At 74.4% G+C, this 17,040-nt stretch carries 15 protein-coding genes; 11 read left to right on the forward strand and 4 right to left on the reverse strand.

Annotated elements, in window-relative coordinates:
• Positions 1-114: 114 nt before the first annotated feature.
• The 7 genes from VM95_RS13305 to VM95_RS13335 all read left to right on the forward strand — a co-directional run bounded on the left by VM95_RS13305 (position 115) and on the right by VM95_RS13335 (position 8,894).
• Positions 115-501: a hypothetical protein gene (locus tag VM95_RS13305; protein WP_045695975.1), complete on the forward strand. Its 387-nt coding sequence runs from the start codon at positions 115-117 to the stop codon at positions 499-501.
• 138 nt (positions 502-639) lie between these two features.
• Positions 640-1,170 carry a hypothetical protein gene (locus tag VM95_RS43240; RefSeq protein ID WP_045695977.1) on the forward strand — a complete coding sequence of 177 codons (531 nt, stop codon included), beginning with the start codon at positions 640-642 and terminating at the stop codon, positions 1,168-1,170.
• Positions 1,171-1,172: 2 nt separating this feature from the next.
• Complete coding sequence (locus VM95_RS41490; protein WP_052707346.1) at positions 1,173-2,405, forward strand: sensor histidine kinase; 1,233 nt, start codon at positions 1,173-1,175, stop codon at positions 2,403-2,405.
• Between the two features lie 305 nt (positions 2,406-2,710).
• On the forward strand, positions 2,711-6,085 hold the full coding sequence (locus tag VM95_RS13320; RefSeq protein WP_045695978.1) for a right-handed parallel beta-helix repeat-containing protein: 3,375 nt from the start codon (positions 2,711-2,713) through the stop codon (positions 6,083-6,085).
• A 133-nt stretch (positions 6,086-6,218) separates the two neighbouring features.
• Positions 6,219-7,310, forward strand: coding sequence for a vWA domain-containing protein (locus VM95_RS13325; RefSeq protein ID WP_045695980.1), 1,092 nt, complete (start codon positions 6,219-6,221; stop codon positions 7,308-7,310).
• A gap of 333 nt (positions 7,311-7,643) precedes the next feature.
• On the forward strand, positions 7,644-8,027 hold the full coding sequence (locus VM95_RS13330) for a hypothetical protein (protein ID WP_045695983.1): 384 nt from the start codon (positions 7,644-7,646) through the stop codon (positions 8,025-8,027).
• A 159-nt stretch (positions 8,028-8,186) separates the two neighbouring features.
• Complete coding sequence (locus VM95_RS13335) at positions 8,187-8,894, forward strand: sigma-70 family RNA polymerase sigma factor (RefSeq protein ID WP_244178751.1); 708 nt, start codon at positions 8,187-8,189, stop codon at positions 8,892-8,894.
• 91 nt (positions 8,895-8,985) lie between these two features.
• On the opposite strand, the gene VM95_RS13340 is transcribed toward VM95_RS13335, so the two are convergent.
• On the reverse strand, positions 8,986-10,275 hold the full coding sequence (locus VM95_RS13340) for a serine hydrolase domain-containing protein (protein WP_052707347.1): 1,290 nt from the start codon (positions 10,273-10,275) through the stop codon (positions 8,986-8,988).
• 289 nt (positions 10,276-10,564) lie between these two features.
• On the opposite strand from VM95_RS13340, the gene VM95_RS13345 reads away from it, so the two are divergent.
• Together VM95_RS13345 and VM95_RS13350 are read left to right on the forward strand one after the other, a co-directional pair.
• Entirely contained in the window at positions 10,565-11,572 is a 1,008-nt protein-coding gene (locus VM95_RS13345) for a phospholipase D-like domain-containing protein (RefSeq protein WP_045695986.1), read from the forward strand.
• An 86-nt stretch (positions 11,573-11,658) separates the two neighbouring features.
• Positions 11,659-12,576 carry an alkaline phosphatase family protein gene (locus VM95_RS13350; protein ID WP_045695989.1) on the forward strand — a complete coding sequence of 306 codons (918 nt, stop codon included), beginning with the start codon at positions 11,659-11,661 and terminating at the stop codon, positions 12,574-12,576.
• 10 nt (positions 12,577-12,586) lie between these two features.
• Here VM95_RS13350 and VM95_RS13355 read toward each other — a convergent pair whose 3' ends face one another.
• The gene (locus tag VM95_RS13355) at positions 12,587-13,861 is read right to left on the reverse strand and encodes an MFS transporter (RefSeq protein ID WP_045695992.1); all 1,275 of its coding nucleotides are present in this window, start codon (positions 13,859-13,861) and stop codon (positions 12,587-12,589) included.
• A gap of 82 nt (positions 13,862-13,943) precedes the next feature.
• On the opposite strand from VM95_RS13355, the gene VM95_RS13360 reads away from it, so the two are divergent.
• Both VM95_RS13360 and VM95_RS13365 read left to right on the forward strand, forming a co-directional pair.
• Positions 13,944-14,465, forward strand: a complete 522-nt coding sequence (locus VM95_RS13360; RefSeq protein ID WP_045695996.1) for a MarR family winged helix-turn-helix transcriptional regulator — start codon at positions 13,944-13,946, stop codon at positions 14,463-14,465.
• A 60-nt stretch (positions 14,466-14,525) separates the two neighbouring features.
• Positions 14,526-15,128 (forward strand): hypothetical protein, encoded by a 603-nt coding sequence (locus VM95_RS13365; RefSeq protein ID WP_244178752.1) that lies wholly within the window; start codon positions 14,526-14,528, stop codon positions 15,126-15,128.
• Here VM95_RS13365 and VM95_RS38830 read toward each other — a convergent pair.
• Positions 15,116-16,186, reverse strand: coding sequence for a TolB family protein (locus VM95_RS38830; RefSeq protein WP_052707348.1), 1,071 nt, complete (start codon positions 16,184-16,186; stop codon positions 15,116-15,118). The two genes, VM95_RS13365 and VM95_RS38830, sit on opposite strands and share 13 nt — an antisense overlap.
• Positions 16,187-16,421: 235 nt before the next feature.
• Complete coding sequence (locus tag VM95_RS38835; protein WP_157882091.1) at positions 16,422-16,985, reverse strand: hypothetical protein; 564 nt, start codon at positions 16,983-16,985, stop codon at positions 16,422-16,424.
• Positions 16,986-17,040 lie beyond the last annotated feature (55 nt).

Consider the following 17,040-nt stretch of genomic DNA (forward strand, 5'->3'; position numbering starts at 1 on the left):
TGACGTCGCGTCAGGTCGGCGCGCAACCGCGGGGCGACGCGGCGGCAGCTTCACGCGAGGGGAGCAGTGGGGTCGGCCCGGGTCCGGAAACCGCGGCGAACCGGAGTTCCCCTCGTGACCGACACCCACGGAGCCCGACTCGGGGCCGAAGCCGCCCGACTGCTGCGGGAGTTGCACGACTGCGAGATCGAACCCGGCCTCGGCGGCGAGGAGTTCGAGCGGATCGAGGCGCAGTACGGCTTCCGGTTCGCCGACGACCACCGGGCCTTCCTCGCGGCCGCGCCGCCGCTGGTCCCGCTCTACGGGCACCGCTTCCTCCCCGCCGGGCGGGGCACCAGCGGCCACCCGGTGCTGTCGATCTGGGGAACGGAGATGATCTCCTACGGCAGCGACCTCGCCGAGTACATCGACCACGAGTTCGCGCACCCGGGCGGCTTCCCCGTCCCGGAGGGCTGGGACCTGCAGGCCACCGTGCCCTTCTGGAAGGACTTCCCGGGGTAGCGCCGGGCGGCGGCCGCTCACTCGCACGGGTCGCTCCCGGGGGCGGCCGCCCGGCGGGCCGGGTTAGGACTGGACGGGACACCACCGGTCACCGCCGGGCCACGCGCCCGGGCGGCCTCACCACGCTGGGACCCCACCATGAACGACTCCCCGACCGTCGGTGCGACCGTGCACCTCGTCGAGCCGGACGGGTCCGCCGGGCCCGCCCTCGCGCACGGGTTCCTCGCCGGGCCGAGCACCGTCCTCGTCCCGGACCCGCCGAAGACGATCGGCGACCCCTGGCAGCGCTACCTGGTCGAGATCGGGCCGAACGGCGACGGCGGCGCGTCCGAGACCGTCCGGGTGGCCGGGATCAGCCTGGCCGCCACCTCGGCGGAGGGCATCCGGACGGCGGCCGCCGTCCTCGCACTGGTCGGGCCGTCCCGGCACGCGGACCAGGCGGCCGTCCGGACCACGCTCCCGGCCCTCGCCGACAGCCTGCGCCGGCACCAGGGCGACCTGTGGTCCGCGTACGCCGGCCTCGGCTTCCCGGTCACGGCCCCCGCCGTGCCGGCCGACGGGTCCGCCGCGGCCGCCGAGGCCTGGTGGATCGGGCAGGAGGGGCACGACCTGGTCGTCTTCGCCCAGGGCATCTGCTGCATCACCGTCAACTGCGGCGGCTGCAAGTAGCCGTGAGCACCGTCGCGCAGGCACAGCCCGCCGCCGACCGCCGGCGCTGGCTGCGGTCCACCCGGCTGCAGGACGCCGCCCTCGCCCTCGCCGTGATCGTCCCGGAGGCGTTCTTCTTCGGCGACCCGGTCGCGCCCGGCACCACCTGGCGCAAGCAGCTGGAGCTGGTCGCGCTCTGCGTGCCCGAGTTCCTGGCCCTGCTGTACCGGCGGCGCCTGCCCGTCCCGGCGTTCGCGGTGGTGTGGGCGGTGGCGGTCTGCGCCGACCTGCTGACCATCACCACCGACTTCCAGTTCACGCCCTACTTCGGGGTGCTGGTCGCGCTCTACACCCTCGCCCGCGACGGCGGCCGCAGTACCGGCCTGGCCGCCCTCGCGGGCGCACTGGTGCCCGCCGGGCTGGCCGTCTGGTACACCTTCGACCAGCTCGCGGTGCCCGGCTACCGCACGGCCGCGCTGATCGCCGGCATCGCCTTCTACCTGCCGGTCACCGCCGCGACCTGGGGCGTCGGCGTGTGGGGCCGGGCCGTCGCCGAGGCGGCCGAACGGGACCGCCGCGAACTGGCCCGAGCCCGCGACGCCGTCCGGCACGAACGGACGCAGATCGCCAGGGAGTTGCACGACATCGTGGCCAACGCGGTGGCCGTCATGGTGCTCCAGGCCGAGGCGGCCCGCGCCGCCGGGCCCGCCGCCCTCCCGCCCGGCGCGGACGACGCCCTGGGCCGGATCGAGGAGGTCGGCCGGGGCGCGATGGGCGAGCTGCGCCGGCTGCTGCGGCTGCTGCGCACCGCCGACGCCACCGTGGAGGCCGGCGCGGGCCGCCGCGGACTCGCCGACCTGGCGGCGCTGCTGGAGGACGTCCGGCAGGCCGGCGTCACGGTCGACCTGGAGGTGCGCGGCACCCCGGCGCACCTGGACGACAGCGTCGACCTGACGGCCTACCGGCTGGTGCAGGAGGCCGTCACCAACGTGACCAAGCACGCCGGGCCGGGCAGCCGGGCCGTGGTCCGGATCGACTGGTCGGACGTGCTGAGCCTGGAAGTGGTCGACGACGGCGCCGGCCGCCCCCGAACCGGCCCCGGCCGCGCCCTCTCGACCGGCCACGGCCTCCTCGGCCTCGCCGAACGCGTCGCCCTGTTCGGCGGCGAGCTGACGGTCGGCCCCTACCACGACGGCTTCCGCGTGGCGGCCACCCTGCCCCTCAGCCCGACACCGGACCCCGTGCCGCCGGGCTGACGGTCGGGCCCCGCGGCGACGACTTCCGTGTCGCGGCCACCCTGCCCCTCCTTCGTGCTCACCCCGCCCGAGGAGTCCGCCGAACCGAGGCGAAGCGGCTGAACCCGGGCGGCCGCCCGGCCCGTAGCTCCCCACAGGAGTGTCGTCGGACGCAGGGGAAGCATGGTGGGCGAGGAGAAGCGCCGTGGGGCGGGGGCCTCGGGCTCGGCCGGGTTCCAACGTCCGGCGGTGAGCCGGGCGTTGGCGGCCGAGGAGGAGACGGCCCCGGAGCAGGCCGAGCCGACCGGGAAGGCCGAGGCCGCCCCATGTCGCGCCCGGTGCTGACGGTCTGCGCGGAGCGGCAGGAGCCCGGCTCCTACCGCACGATCGGCGAGGCCGTCCAGGCCGCCCGCAGCGGTGCGGTGATCTCGGTGCGCCCCGGCCGGTACGAGGAGAACCTCGTCCTCACCAAGGTGGTGAGCATCACCGCCGAGGACGCGCGGGGCAGCGTGCGGATCAGCCCCCGGCGCGGCTCGGTCGTCCAAGTGCTCGCCGAAGCCGTCCAGTTGACCGGCCTGGTGCTGCAGGGGCAGGACGAGGACCTGCCCGCCGTGGACGTCCCGCGCGGCCAGCTCGCCCTGCAGGACTGCGAAGTGGTCGGCACCTCCTGGACGGCCGTACTCACCCGCCAGCAGGGCGAGTTGGCCATGCGCGGCTGCCGGGTCGTCAACCCGGCCGGGGCCGGCCTGGTCGAGACCTCCACCGGCTCCAGCGTCATCGAGGACAGCGTGGTCGAGCACCTCGGCACCTCCGCCCTGGTCATCGGCGAGCGCGCCAACCCGACCGTGCGCCGCTGCGTGCTGCGCGACGCCCGGGGCAACGGCGTGTGCGCCAACGGCGAGTCGCGCGGCGTCCTGGAGGACTGCGAGATCTCCGGCACCGACAAGCCCGCCGTCGCCATCGAGGAGCAGAGCAGCACCCGCCTGGTGCGCACCGGGATCCGCGACGCCGAACTCGGCGTCTTCGTCGGCTCCACGGCCCGCGTCGTCCTGGAGGACTGCACCGTCACGGCCGTGCGCGGCCACGGCTACGTGCTCACCAACGGCACCGACCCGCTGCTGCGCCGCTGCCGCGCCGTCCGCACCCGGGGCCACGGCCTGCACATCGCCGGCCGGGCGCGCGGCACCCTGGAGGACTGCGAGGTCACCGCCGCCGCCCAGGCCGGCATCCACGTCGGCGGATCGGCCGGCCCCAGCCTGCTGCGCGCCGTGGTGCGCGACGGCGAGGGCGACGGCGTCGAGATCACCGGGGAGAGCGCCGCCGAGTTCGACCGCCTGGAGGTGCACGGCCCGGCCGGCACCGGCGTCGTCGTCCGCGAGGGCGCCAACCCGCTGCTGCGCCGCGCCACCGTCACCGCCGCCGGCGGGCACGGCATCGAGGTGCTGCGCGACGGGCGCGGCCGGATCGAGGACGCCACCGTGCTCGACTCCGGCCGGCACGGTGTCCGGATCGGCGACGGCGCCAACACCTACCTGGGCGCCGTCCTGCTGCGCGGCGGCAAGGGCTGCGGCGTCTCGGTCGGCCCCGAGGGCGTCGCCACCCTGCGCGACGTCGAGGCCGCCGACAACGCCCTGGACGGCGCCAGCGTCGAACGCGGCGGCGAACTCACCGCCACCCGTGCCCGGTTGCGCGCCAACCGCCGCCACGGCCTGCACCTGCTGCCGGGCGCCCGCGCCACGCTCACCTCCTGCCGGCTCACCGGCAACACCGAGGACGGGCTGCGCTCCGAGTCCGCCGAGTCCGTCCGGCTCACCGACTGCCTGGCCGCCGAGAACGAGGGCGCCGGGCTGCGGCAGACCGAGCCCACCGACCGCCTCGCCGTCGAGAACCTGGACAGCCGGGACAACCGCTCGCCGGACGCCCGCGGCGCCGCCGCCGCGTCCGCCGCGTCCGCCGCGCCCGGCGGTCCCGCGGCGGCGGACGGCGGCGGCGCGCCGGGGCAGCCGCAGCCGTCCGCGGGCGGGCAGCAGCAGGGCCCGCAGGCCGTCCTGCAGACCCTGGTCGGGCTGGAGGGCGTCAAGGAGCAGGTCGCCACCCTGGTCAACCTCAACAAGCTGGCCCGGCGCCGCGAACAGGCCGGGCTGCCCGCCCTGCCGATGAGCCGCCACCTGGTCTTCGCCGGCCCGCCCGGCACCGGCAAGACCACGGTGGCCCGGTTGTACGGGGCGATCCTCGCCGAGCTCGGCGTGCTCCGCGGCGGCCACCTCGTCGAGGTCGCCCGCGCCGACCTGGTCGCCCCGATCATCGGCGGCACCGCGCTCAAGACCACCGCGGTGGTCAAGGAGGCCCTCGGCGGGGTGCTGTTCATCGACGAGGCGTACACCCTGTCCGCCGGCTCCGGCGGCGCCGGCCCGGACTTCGGGCGGGAGGCCGTCGACACCCTGGTCAAGCTGATGGAGGACCACCGCGAGGACCTGGTCGTCATCGTCGCCGGGTACGAGACCGAGATCCACGAGTTCCTGGCCTCCAACCCGGGCCTGGCCTCCCGGTTCAGCCGCACCGTCGCGTTCCGGAACTACAGCGTCGACGAGCTCACCACCATCGTCGAACACGCTTCCGGCGGGCACGGCTACGAACTCGCCGAGGGCACCCGCGAAGCCCTCACCGTCCACTTCGAGCGGATGCCCAAGGGCGCCGACTTCGGCAACGGCCGGGCCGCCCGCAAGGTCTTCGAGGAGATGGTCGACCGGCAGGCCTCCCGGCTCGCCGCGCTCGACCACTTCGACAACGCCGACCTCACCCGGCTGCTGCCCGCCGACGTCGGCGAGGAGGCCGCCGCCGCCGTCGCCCGCGCCGCCGCCGGCCAGGGCGAACCCGAGGCGCCCGGCCTGCTCGACCGGCTGCGCGGCATGGTCGGCCTGGCTGCCGCCAAGCAGCAGGTCGAGGACCTGGTCAACGTCACCCGGCAGACCCGCCGCCGGCTCGACGCCGGCCTGCCCGCCGCCACCATCGGCCACCACCTGGTCTTCTCCGGGCCGCCCGGCACCGGCAAGACCACCGTCGCCCGGCTCTACGGCGAACTGCTCGCCGAGCTCGGCGTGCTGCCCTCCGGCCGGCTCGTCGAGACCGCCCGCGCCGACCTCGTCGGCCGCTACGTCGGCCACACCGCCCAGCTCACCCGCGACGCCTTCGAACGCGCCCGCGGCGGCGTCCTGTTCATCGACGAGGCCTACACCCTCACCCCCCGCGGCGGCGCCGGCGGCGACTTCGGGCAGGAGGCCGTCGACACCCTGATGAAGCTGATGGAGGACCACCGCGACGAGGTGGTCGTCATCGTCGCCGGCTACGAGGAGGAGATGCGCGGCTTCCTCTCCTCCAACCCCGGCCTGGCCTCCCGGTTCTCCCGCGAGATCACCTTCGACCACTACGCGGACGACGAACTCGTCGCCATCGTCCGCCGCCAGGCCGAGACCGCCGGGTACCACTGCGCCCCGCAGACGCTCGCCGCCCTCGCCGCCCACTTCGCCGCCGCCCCGCGCGACCGCTCCTTCGGCAACGGGCGCTTCGCCCGGCAGGTGCTGGAATCGATGATCACCCGCCAGGCCGGTCGGCTCGCCCGCCTCGACGTCGCCGACCTCGACGAGCTCAGCCTGCTGCTGCCGCAGGACCTCCCGGCCGACCGGACCGGCGGCCGGCCGTGAGGACGTACGGGCGGTCATGCGGACGGCCGTACGGACGTCGGCCGGCTGTCAGTGCCCCCTCCTAGGGTGGAACCAACGTCGAAGGGGGCGCCGGAAACCGGCGTCGGGGCGGCGTCCGGAGAGGGGTACAGCCATGTCGGCGAACACGATCAAGCACAAGGTCAACCACGTCTCGCTGGTGGTCGACAAGTCCGGCTCGATGGGGCCGCACGCGAACCAACTCGTGCGGGTGGTCGACGAGTTCGTGAAGGGCCTCCAGGAGGAGTCGGACCGGCTCGGGCACGAGACCCGGATCAGCCTCTACGCCTTCGACCACCAGGTGCAGAACCTGGTCTGGGACATGGACGTCAAGCACCTGCCGTCGCTGCGCGGCCTCTACTCCGTCGACAACGGGGCGACGGCGCTGATCGAGGCGGCGGTGAAGTCGATCGACGACCTGAAGAACATCTGGGAGGGCTACGGGGAGCACTCCTTCCTCCAGGTCGTCGTCACCGACGGCGAGGAGAACGCCTCCGGCTGCTCGGAGAGCGGCGAGATGCACGCCCGGATGGGCGGCCGCCGGGGCTCCGCCGTCCTGAAGAACTGGCTCGACCGCATCCAGGGCGCGATGGACGAGCTGCCCGACCACTGGACGTCGGCGATCCTGGTCCCGAACTCCCTGGCCAAGCGCACCGCGCAGGAGTACGGCTTCCCGGCGGGCAACATCGCGATCTGGGACGCGGACTCCACCAAGGGCGTCGAGGAGGCCATCGGCACGGTCAAGTCGGCCGCCACGAGCTTCCTGCGCGGCCGCGAGCAGGGCGTGCGCGGCACCAGGAACCTGTTCGCGATGGGCCAGGACCTGAACACCGCCGACGTGAAGGCCAACCTGGACGCCCTCGACACCGGCAAGTACATCCTGGTGCCCGTCGACGAGAACACGCCGATCCGCGAGTTCGTCACCCGCGCCGGGCACGCGTACACGACCGGCTGCGCCTTCTACGAGCTGTCCAAGCGCGAGAAGATCCAGGGCAGCAAGCAGCTGGCCGTGGCGGAGAAGGACCCGGCCACCGGCCGGATGACGGGCCGGGTCTTCTCGGGCCCGGCGGCCCGCCGGCTCCTCGGCCTGCCGAACGCGGAGGCCACCGTGAAGCCGGGCGAGAACCCGGCGTACACCGTGTTCGTCCAGTCGACCTCGGTGAACCGGAAGCTGGTCCCGGGCACCAAGCTGCTCGTCATGCTGTGACGGGCTCCGGCGCCGACGCCGGTGAGGAAGGTTGCGTCGGAGCGGGCCGTCGCCTGACCTCCTGGGTGTCGTGCCGTTCCCGCACCCTGTCCCACGGCCCGCGGGCCCGCCCCGGTTCACCTGAACCGCCTTGGCGCGAGCCCCCGTTGAGCGGGTCGGGGCGCGGCGGGGGCCGCCTTCCGGCCAACCCCCGGCTCCGGCCGGTCGGAGGCGGAAAACCCCCTGCCGGAGCGGCCGCCGCTCGCTACGGTCTCCCGGTGGCACTCGACGCCGTCGAGTGCCAGCGGCAGGAACCGGTGCGAGTCCCGGGTACGGGACCGGGAAGGAACGACGATGGATGCGGACGAGGCGCAGGCCCGGGAGTACCTGGCGGCGCTGGTGAGCGGACCGGAGCCGATCCGGCCGGGGCAGCCCGCGCTGGCGGTGCCCGAGCAGCGGGCCGAGGTCGTGATCGCGGTGGCCCGCCGGCTGGCGCTGAAGGCGGCGCCCCGGCCGGGGACGGCAGCGGGGCCGAACCCGGCGCCGGAGCTGCTGAGCGTGGCCGAGGCCCTGGTGGTGGACGAGCACCCGGCGGCGGCCGACTGGTCGGCGGCCGACCGGGACCGGCTGGTGGGCTGGGTGGCGGTGCTGATCGAGCACCGGGGCGAGGACGGCGTGCAGGACCTGGTCCGGGCGTTAGCCGCAGAGCTGCGGGACGAGCCCGGAGGGAGCCGCTGACGGCCCACTGACGGACGGCGCGGCGGGACGTTAGCGGAGCGTTGGTGGCGCATTTGCGCCGCCCGGCACGCTGCTGTCACAGCCGCCGGCAGCGGGGACGACCGGCACAGGTGTCCCCGAGTCCGAGCGGTGCTCCCAGCCCGACCTGAGAGGTAGCGCGTGTCGTCGAAGCCGTCCGTCGCCCAGTCCGCGCCCGGCGCCGAGATCGTCCGGATTCCCGTCCAGCGCCAGGCCTCCAGCGCCGGGACCGGCCCCGAGGCTCCCGAGGCCGCCGCGTCCGCCACCGCCGTGCCCGCCACCGGTGTGCCCGCCGCGAAGCCCCGCCCGACCCTCGACCCGGACACCCTGGCCGAGATCTACCGCCTGCACGGCGGGTACCTGCTGCGCTCGCTGCTGCGCGCCACCGGAGGCGACCGCGGCAAGGCCGAGGACATCCTGCAGGAGACCCTGCTGCGCGCCTGGCAGCACCCGGAGGCGCTGGCCGCCGGCCCGGAGCAGAGCCGCCCGTGGCTGTTCACGGTGGCCCGCCGGATCGCCATCGACCACTACCGGATGGCCGCCGCCCGCGCGAAGGAGGTCATCGGCGAGGCGCCCGAGGACCGCCCGCTGGCCGAGGACCCGTACGAGCAGGTGGTGGTCGCCCGGGACATCTCGCTGGCGCTGCGCCGGGTGCAGAAGCACCACCGCGAGGTGCTGGTCGAGCTGCACCTGAAGGACCGCTCGGTGCAGGAGGCCTCGGCCCGGCTGGGGGTGCCGCCGGGGACGGTCAAGTCCCGCAACTTCTACGCGATCCGGGCGCTGCGCCCGGTGCTGGCCGCCGAGCACGGCTACGCCCCGGCCCGGTCGGCCCCCGCCGGGACGGCCTGACCGGCTGCCGCTCCGACCGGGTGCCGCCCCCACGACGAACCGCCCCTCGCCGCGACGGCGCGGGGCGGTTCGTCGTGCCCGGGCGGGAGGCTCAGAACCGGGTGTCCTCCACGGCCGGCAGCAGGACGTCCCCGGCCCCCGCGCCGTTCGCCGGGGCGGCCGCGTCGCGCTGCGCGAGGCGCGGGGCGGCAGCGGCCGGCTTGGCGCCGCAGAACGCGGGCTCCAGCGCGCTCATCAGGCCCTGGGTCACCGAGCCGTTGTTGGAGGCGTTCGCGAAGACCACGACGCTGCGGTGGCCGTCCGGGGCGGTGAAGGACTGCGTCTGGTAGCCCTGGACGATGCCGCCGTGCCCGTACACGTCGCCGCAGGACAGCGTGATCCGGCGCAGCCCCAGCCCGTAGCTGATCTTGGGGTTGGGGGTGGGCAGCACGGCGGTCATCTGCTGGAGCGAGGCGTCGCTGACCAGCCCGCCCGCGCTGCCGGCGGCCAGGGCGGTGAGGAAGCGGTCGAGGTCCTCGGCGGAGGAGATGACGCCGCCGGCGGCCCACAGCCAGGAGGCGGTCTGCTCGGTGGAGTCGAGCAGCGGCTTGGTGCGGTCGTCGTTGGTGAGGTAGCCGGTGACGTGCGGGCCGGTGATCTTCTCGTCCGGCACCACGAAGGAGGTGCGGCGCAGGCCGAGCGGCTCGATGATCCGCTCGCGCAGCACGTCCGCGTAGGGGCGGCCGGTGAGGTGCTCGACGGCGAGGCCCATCAGCACGAAGTCGGTGTTGGAGTAGGAGTAGCGGCTGCCCGGGGTGTACTGCACGCCGTGCTTGACGGACATCGCCACCAGGTCGGCCGGCGCGTACACCTGGGTGCGGATGCGGGCCTCGAAGGCGCTGGTGGTCTCCTCGCCGGGCTGCTCCAGCAGGTCGTTGGTGTGGTCGTAGATCCCGGCGCGGTGTTCCATGACCTGGCGGCCGGTCATGGTCCAGTCCTCCGGGAGGGTGCCGGCGGGCAGGTAGTCGCGCAGCGGCTTGTCGAGGTCGATGCGCCCCTGCTCCGCCAGCTGCATCACGAGAACGGCGGCGAACATCTTGCTGTTGCTGCCGACCCGGAACCTCCACGAGGATTTCATCGGGGTGCCGTCGAGGTCGGCCTGACCGACCGCCAGGGAGCGGACGGACTCCGTGTCGCCGTGGTCGCGGATCACCGCGAAGGCGCCGGGCGCGCCGGCGGCCTGGGTGGCCTTCAGGGCGGCGAGCACGCCCGCGGTGTCGGGCGCGGGGGCCGCGCCGGCGGTGCCCGGTGCGGCGGCCGTGGCCTGGGCGGCACCGGTCGCGAGCAGGACGGCCGTGGCGGCGGCCACCGCCAGGGGGCGCAGAAGGCTGGTCTTCGCCATGTTCCTCGGTCTCTCGTCGGCTGACGCGGTGTCGGACCGCGTCGATCGAAGATCCACTATCGACTGACCGGCGGCCGGTGGGCAACCTGAACCGGTCCGAGCGGATGGTCCGTTGCCGGTGGGGCCGGTGGGGCGCACCAACCGTTTTCCGGGCCGGGGCCAAGGCTTTACCTGCTGTCGTCTACCCGCGTTGACCGCGCCCCGCCATGCTGTTCCAGCAGCCCGCGCGGCCCCGGACCAGCCCGCGCCCGGGCGACTTCCCCTTCCCCTCGCCGACCGTGGAGCCCCCATGTCCCTGGCCACCTTCGCGCGCCGCACCGGCGCCCTGCTGCTCGCCACCGCCGGCCTGATATCCGCCGCGGGCACCGCGCAGGCCGCCACCGCGCGGGCCGCCCTCACCTCCGGCACGTACACCGCGGTCGTCTTCCCCGACCAGGACCACACGGTGGTCTACAACCTGATCAACTCGGCCACCAAGTCCGTCGACGTCACCATGTACGAGCTGCGCGACACGACGGCGGTCAACGCCCTGATCGCCCGTCAGCGGGCGGGCGTCAAGGTCCGGGTGATCCTGGACGCCAAGCACACGTCGGTCAACTCCGCCGCCTACAGTGCGCTCCAGGCGGCCGGCGTGGGCGTGACGTACTCCTCCTCGGCGTACGTCTACACCCACCAGAAGACCGTCACCGTGGACGGCGCCAAGTCCCTGATCCTGACCGGGAACCTGGACGCCACCTACTACAGCACCAGCCGGGACTACGGCGTCGTCGACACCGACGCCAACGACGTCGCCGCGATCGAGCGGGTCTTCGCCGCCGACTACGCCAAGACCTCCGTCACCCCCGCGGACGGCGACAACCTGGTCTGGTCGCCCACCGACTCGCAGGACCGGCTGCTGGCCCTGATCAACGGCGCGCAGACCTCGCTCGACGTCGAGGAGCTGGAGTTCGGCGACCAGGCGCTGGTCGACGCGATCACGGCGGCCGCCGACCGGGGCGTCGCCGTGCGCGTCGTCGGCATGAACCCGAGCTCGTACGGCTGGGCCTTCGACCAGGTCACCGCGTCCGGCGCCCGGGTCGTCACCTACTCCTCGACCACCGGCCTGTACATCCACGCGAAGGCCATCGTCGCCGACTACGGCACCGCCTCGGCCAAGGTGTTCGCCGGCTCGGAGAACTTCTCCGACAACTCGCTGAACAACAACCGCGAGCTCGGCCTGATCGTCGGCGACGCCGGGGTGCTCACCACCGTCGAGTCGACCTTCGCCACCGATTTCGCCAACGGGCTGCCCTACTAGGCCGGTTGGCGAGCGCACGCACCACAGCCCGCCACCCCCCGATCCGGGCGGCCCCGCGAGGGCCGCCCTTCACCCGAGGACTCGTCATGACTTCGTCCGCGAAGCCCCTGAACGACAGCCCCGCGCACCGGGCCCCCCGCTCCCGGCGCACCGCGACCGCGATCGGCTCCGCCGCCGCCCTGGTCGCCGCCTCCGCCGGCCTGTGGGCCGCCACCGCCACCGAGGCGCAGGCGGCCGGGCTGCCGACGCCCGACCACGTCATCGTCGTGGTGATGGAGAACCACTCCTACTCCCAGATCATCGGGAGCAGCAGCGCGCCGTACATCAACAACACCCTGAAGGCGGGCGGGGCGAACCTCACCCAGTCCTACGCGATCACCCACCCCAGCGAGCCGAACTACTACGCGCTGTTCTCCGGCTCCACCCAGGGCACCACGGACGACAGCTGTGTGGTCGTCGGCGGGTTCCAGGCCCCGAACCTGGCCTCCGAGGTGCTCGCCGCGGGCAAGACCTGGGCCAGCTACAACGAGTCCCTGCCCAGCCAGGGCAGCACCACGTGCAGCAGCGGCAAGTACGCGCAGAAGCACAACCCGTGGTTCGGCTTCGGCAACGTCCCGCTCAACTCCGCGATGACCTTCGCCCAGTTCCCGACCGACTACACCACCCTGCCGAAGGTCTCCTTCGTCATCCCGAACCTGTGCAGCGACATGCACGACTGCTCGGTCAGCACCGGCGACACCTGGATCAAGAACAACCTGGGCGCGTACGCGGCCTGGGCGCAGACCCACAACAGCCTGCTCGTCATGACCTTCGACGAGGACAACAGCCTTTCCGGCAACCGGATCCCGACCGTGTTCTACGGCGCCCACGTCACCCCGGGCAGCAGCTCGTCCGGCACCTACAACCACTACAACGTGCTGCGCACCCTGGAGGACCTGGCCGGCACCACCGGCCACGCGGGCAACGCGGCGACCGCGAGCGACATCACCGGGATCTGGAACTGACCTTCCAGGCCTAGGAGTTGACCGGGGCCGGCGGCTTCTCGGCGGCCGCCGGCCCCGGTTCCGGAGCCGTCCGCGCGGGCGCGGCGCCGAAGCGGCGCACGCCCGGGACCGCCGCCGTGCCTGCACAGGCCAGCACCACCAGCGCGGCGGCGGCCAGCAGCGGCACCCGGCTGCCCCAGGCGTCGGCGGCGAGCGGCGCGAGGACGTACCCGAGCGGCGCCGCCGCCAGCGAGAGCAGCCAGTCGTACGAGGTGACCCGGGCCAGTACGTGGGCGGGGAACTCCTGCTGGACGACCGTCTCCCAGACCGGGTTGAGGAACCCCAGCCCGGCCAGCGCCACCGCGTAGACGGCCACCGTGACGGGCGCGGGCGTCGGGACGGCCAGTGCCACCAGCGGCAGCCCGTACAGCGCGAGGGCGAGGTTGCCGACGAGCACCGGGCGCCTCGGCCGGACCCGCGCGGCGAGCAGCGAGCCCGCCAGCAGGCCCACCGCCGCCGCCTGGGTGATCGCCACCCAGGCGCCGTCGCCGCCGAGCCGGGTCGCCGCGATCAGCGGGCCGAGGGTGAGCGCGACGGAGCTGGCGCCGTTCCACACGCCGTGCGCGATCAGGCTGGTCCAGTACCAGTCCCGGGCGCGCACCTCGCTCCAGCCCTCGGCGAGGTCCCGGCGCAGCGAGCGCCGCTCGGTGGGGACGCGGACGACGGTGATCCGGGTGAGCAGGGCCGCGCTCAGCACGAAGGAGAGGCCGTCGAGGAGGAACGCCCAGCCGGGCCCGGCGGTGTACACCAGGACGCCCGCGAGCGCGGGGCCGCCGAGGCGGGCGGCGCTGGAGGCGGAGCCGAGCAGGGCGTTGGCGCGCAGCCGGTGGGCCTCCGGGGTGGTGCCGCGGACCAGCGGGGAGGACGTCGGCATGGCGAAGGCGGAGGCGACGCCGCCGACCGCCTCGGCGACGGCGATGTGCGCGAGGCTCGGGCGGCCGCCGAGGAGTTCGAGGCCGACGAGCAACTGGGTGGCGGCGCGCACGAGGTCGGTGGTGAGCGCGACCAGGCGCGGGTCGAAGCGGTCGCCGGCCACCCCGCCGAAGGGCAGCAGGAGCAGCCGGGGCACCATCGCGCAGCCGAGCACGAGGGCGAGCGCGCCGGAGGAGCCGGTGGCGCGGGTGACGGCGATGGCGAGGGCGGCGGGGACGACGGCGTCGCCGAGGACGGAGACCGTCCGGCCGATGAAGAGCAGCCGGAAGTCGTGCAGGCGCAAGGGGTGCTGGGGATCCGGTGGCTGGGGCATGGGACGCACTGTATTTCGGTGACGAAATTTCGGCAACGAATATTTTGGCGGCGGCAGATCTGCCGCTTTGTACACTCCTGTCATGGCCGAGCACCCGCACCGACACCCGACCGCCCCCCGCGACTGGGTGGACGGCCACGTCGACCGCTGGCAACCGGTGCTGCCCGAACTCGACCCCGACATCGAGGGCGCGGTGACCCGCATGCAGCGCCTCGTCCGCCACCTCGGCCGCGTCCGCGAACAGGGCGTTGCCGAACACGGCCTGCACAAGCACGAGTTCGACACCCTGCACGTCCTCGCCGGCCGCGGCGGCCACGCCGCCCCCTCCGACCTGCGCACCGACCTCAACCTCGCCCCGGCCTCCGTCACCGGCCGGCTGGAGGCCCTGGAACGGCGCGGCTACATCTCCCGCACCCCCTCGACCGAGGACCGCCGCAAGGTCGACATCGTCCTCACGGACGCCGGCCGCGCCGCCTGGCACGAGGCCCTGGACGTCGTCGGCCGCGAGGAGCACCGCCTGCTGGGCGTCCTCACCGTCGAGGAGCGCCGCACCCTGTCGGACCTGCTGCGGAAGGTGATGCTGGTGCAGGAGGCGGGGGGCTGAGCCGGCCCGCGGCGGCCCCGGGCTCGACCGGCGGCGCGCCGGCCTGGTATCGATGGGCGGGTGAGATTCGAACTCGTGCCGATGCCGGACGGGGTGGGAGCGCGCCCCCGCGACGGCCGCGGCTACCCCGTCCCGGCGATCACGCCCTGGCAGGACGGCGAGCCGCAGTTCGCGCTGACCGACCACGGCCGCAGCGCGGACTGCGCGCTGGAGCGCCGCTGTTCCGTCTGCGGCGAGTTCCTGCCCCGCGGCCCGGTGTGGCGGGTGGTCGGCCCCGCGGAGAGCGCGGCGATCGCGGCGGCGCTGGCCGAGGGCCGGCCGTACCGCAACCTGGCGCCCACCATGGAGGGCCCCGGGCACCGGGCCTGCATGCTGTACGCCGCGATGGTGTGCCCGTACCTGGCGCGGCCGAACGCCCGCCGGCGGGCGGGCGCGGCGGACGGCGGGGACGAGCTGGTGGCGGCCGCCGTGCGCGGGGCGGCGCGCGGCGGCCTGGGGGCGGTGGTCGGCTTCGGCGACTACGAGTACGCCGTCACCGAGGACCGGGTGCTGTTCCGCTTCCTCGACCTGGTGGAGTTCCTGCCGCACGAGTCGGCGGACGAGCACCTCGCCGAGCTGCGGGCCGAGTTGGCCCGCGGCTCGACGCGGACTCACGGCCGGTAGGCGGGCAGCCCCTTGACGGTGGAGACCTTCGTCGGCGCGGCGGAGCCGTCGGCCGGCAGGGTGGCGACGCCGTCCGGGGTGCGGGCGGCGAGGGTCCTGCCGTCCGGGGACCACGCGGGCTCGGTGTAGTCGGTGGTGGCGGACGGGGTGAGGTCCTTCTCCTTCCCGTCCGCGTCGGTGCTGCGGCTGAACAGGTGGTCGTGGCCGTTCACCGAGCGGACGAAGACCACGTGCCCGCCGTCCGGCGAGAGCGCCGGCTGGGAGCCCTTGCCCATGTCGCGGGTGTTGGGGCGGATGTAGTCGTCGTAGATGAAGACCTCGCCCGCCGGCGTGTTGGCGTACGCGACCTCGCCGCGCTGCCCGCCCGCGTTGGCCCAGGTGTTGCCGGTCTCGGGCGGCTGGGGGATGCCCTCGACGCCGCCCTCGGACCGGCTCGGGGTCAGCACCTCCGGGGTGCCGCCGACCGTCTTGGTGGGGACGGTCTTCAGCCGCAGCACCCCGCCCTTCTCGCTGGCGAAGACGAGGTTGGCGAACCGCTCGGTCTCGTTCGGTACGGCGTCGCCGCCGGCGCCCTTGGTGGCGTGCTGCCAGCTGGGGTGGGACCAGGTCTCGCCGCCCGGGTTCTTGGCGACGACCACCGTGTGGCCGCCGTCCGGGTCGGCGGTGACGAGGTCGCCGTCACCGTTGACGAACGCGGCCCGCTTGCCGTCCGGGGACCACGCGAGGTCGCGGACGACGGTGCCGAAGTCGACGGTGGTGCCGTTCATGGCGACGGTCCGGGTGCCGGTGCTGATGGTGAGGTGGTTGGCGGCGGAGGTGCCGTTGACCTCCTTGCCGCCCGGCGCCGGGGAGCCGGACGTGCCCGGAGCGCCGGACGTGCCCGGAGCGCCGGACGCGCCGGGCGCCGCCGAGCCGGTCGCCGCGCCCCCCGTCGCGGCGGCGCCGGCCCCGGGGGCCGGGTCGACGTTCTCGGGTCCGCAGGCGGAGAGCAGGACCGCGCCGACGGCGGTCGTCAGGGCGATCGCGGCGACGGTGCCGAATCTGTTGCGCACGGACATTCCAGGGCCCCCTCGGTGTGGTTCTCGTTCCCCGCAGAGCGTGGCACCACCAGGTCAGGGCGCGGTGCGCACGGTGTCACAGCCGTGGAACAACCTCGGCCCGACGCTCCGTCAGATCCCCGGGGGTGCGCCGGGGGAGCCGCCGCCCATCGGACGGCCGGACGGCACGAAGCCCCTCGCCCGGCCGTCCGGAGGAGCGGCCGCGATCGGCGAGGGGCGCGGGGCGAGCGCGGACTCAGCGGGCCAGTGCTCGGGCGTGCCTGGTGCGGCGCTGGTAGGCCACCGTGCACACGGCGATCGAAACGCCGAGGCTGAAGAAGCCGACGAAGCCGATGACGTAGACCCCCTTCGGCATGCCGGCGAGGTTCTCCTCGTTCAGGTTGCCGAAGATGAGCTCCGTCACGCCCATCGTCCCGTACGGCGCGAGGGTCAGCGCGGTGGCCCAGCCCGGGGTCAGCGGGATCCACCGGGGGACGCGCTTGCCGTGCAGGAGGGGCACCCAGCGCGGGAAGGTCTGGCCCCAGGGCCGGGTCAGGGCGCCGAGCAGCGTGATGCCGAGGACCGTGCCGACCGCGGTGAAGTCGATGCCGTGCCGTTCCAGCCAGACCAGGAACTCGGGGGCGCCGTTCTTGCGGAACTGGTCGGCGAGGTTCCCCGGGCTTCCGACCGTGCCGCCCCAGGTCCAGTAGAGCTTCATCGCGAGATAGGGGAGGCTCCCGGCGATCCCCGCCAGTGCCACCCGGCTGATGGCGGGTGACGCGGCGACGTACCACGGGCTCGGTTCGGTGCTTCGGCTCATGATGCCATTCTGGCCAGGCGGTTGGGCCCGGAACGTCCACCCTCGGCATGGTGTG

This window comes from Streptomyces rubellomurinus, assembly GCF_000961885.1.
GTDB lineage: Bacteria > Actinomycetota > Actinomycetes > Streptomycetales > Streptomycetaceae > Kitasatospora > Kitasatospora rubellomurina.